Below are 496 nucleotides of genomic sequence, written 5' to 3' on the forward strand. Positions count from 1 at the left end.
GGCCTGGAAACCCTGAGCCTGTCGATCCCGGCCGTGATCACCACCGACCTGCGCCTGAACGAGCCGCGCTATGTGACGCTGCCCAACATCATGAAGGCCAAGAAGAAGCCGCTGGAGACCGTCAAGCCCGAAGACCTGGGTGTGGACGTGAGCCCGCGCCTGAAGACCCTGAAGGTCAGCGAGCCGCCCAAGCGAGGTGCGGGCGTGAAGGTGGCCGACGTGGCCGCCCTGGTGAACAAACTGAAAACTGAAGCCAAGGTGATCTGAACATGACCGCACTCGTAATTGCAGAACACGACAACGCGACCATCAAAGGCGCCACCCTGAACACCGTGACCGCAGCCATCCAGGCTGGTGGCGACGTGCACGTGCTGGTGGCCGGCCACAACGCAGGCGCTGCCGCTGCAGCTGCTGCCCAGATCGCCGGTGTCAGCAAAGTCATCCACGCCGACAGCGAAGCCCTGGCCCACGGCCTGGCCGAGAACGTGGCCGCCCA

Annotated in this window: 2 protein-coding genes; both read left to right on the top strand. The window is 64.7% G+C overall.

Translation table 11 applies throughout. From position 1 onward, the window contains the following. A partial coding sequence (locus AC07VS_RS28830) for an electron transfer flavoprotein subunit beta/FixA family protein (RefSeq protein ID WP_494752698.1) occupies positions 1 to 267 on the top strand: 267 nt, incomplete at its 5' end. Between the two features lie 2 nt (positions 268 to 269). Further along, positions 270 to 496 (top strand): adenine nucleotide alpha hydrolase family protein (locus tag AC07VS_RS28835; RefSeq protein WP_494752699.1); only part of this gene is annotated, 227 nt, incomplete at its 3' end.

Source organism: Curvibacter sp. GW821-FHT01G03, assembly GCF_059422285.1.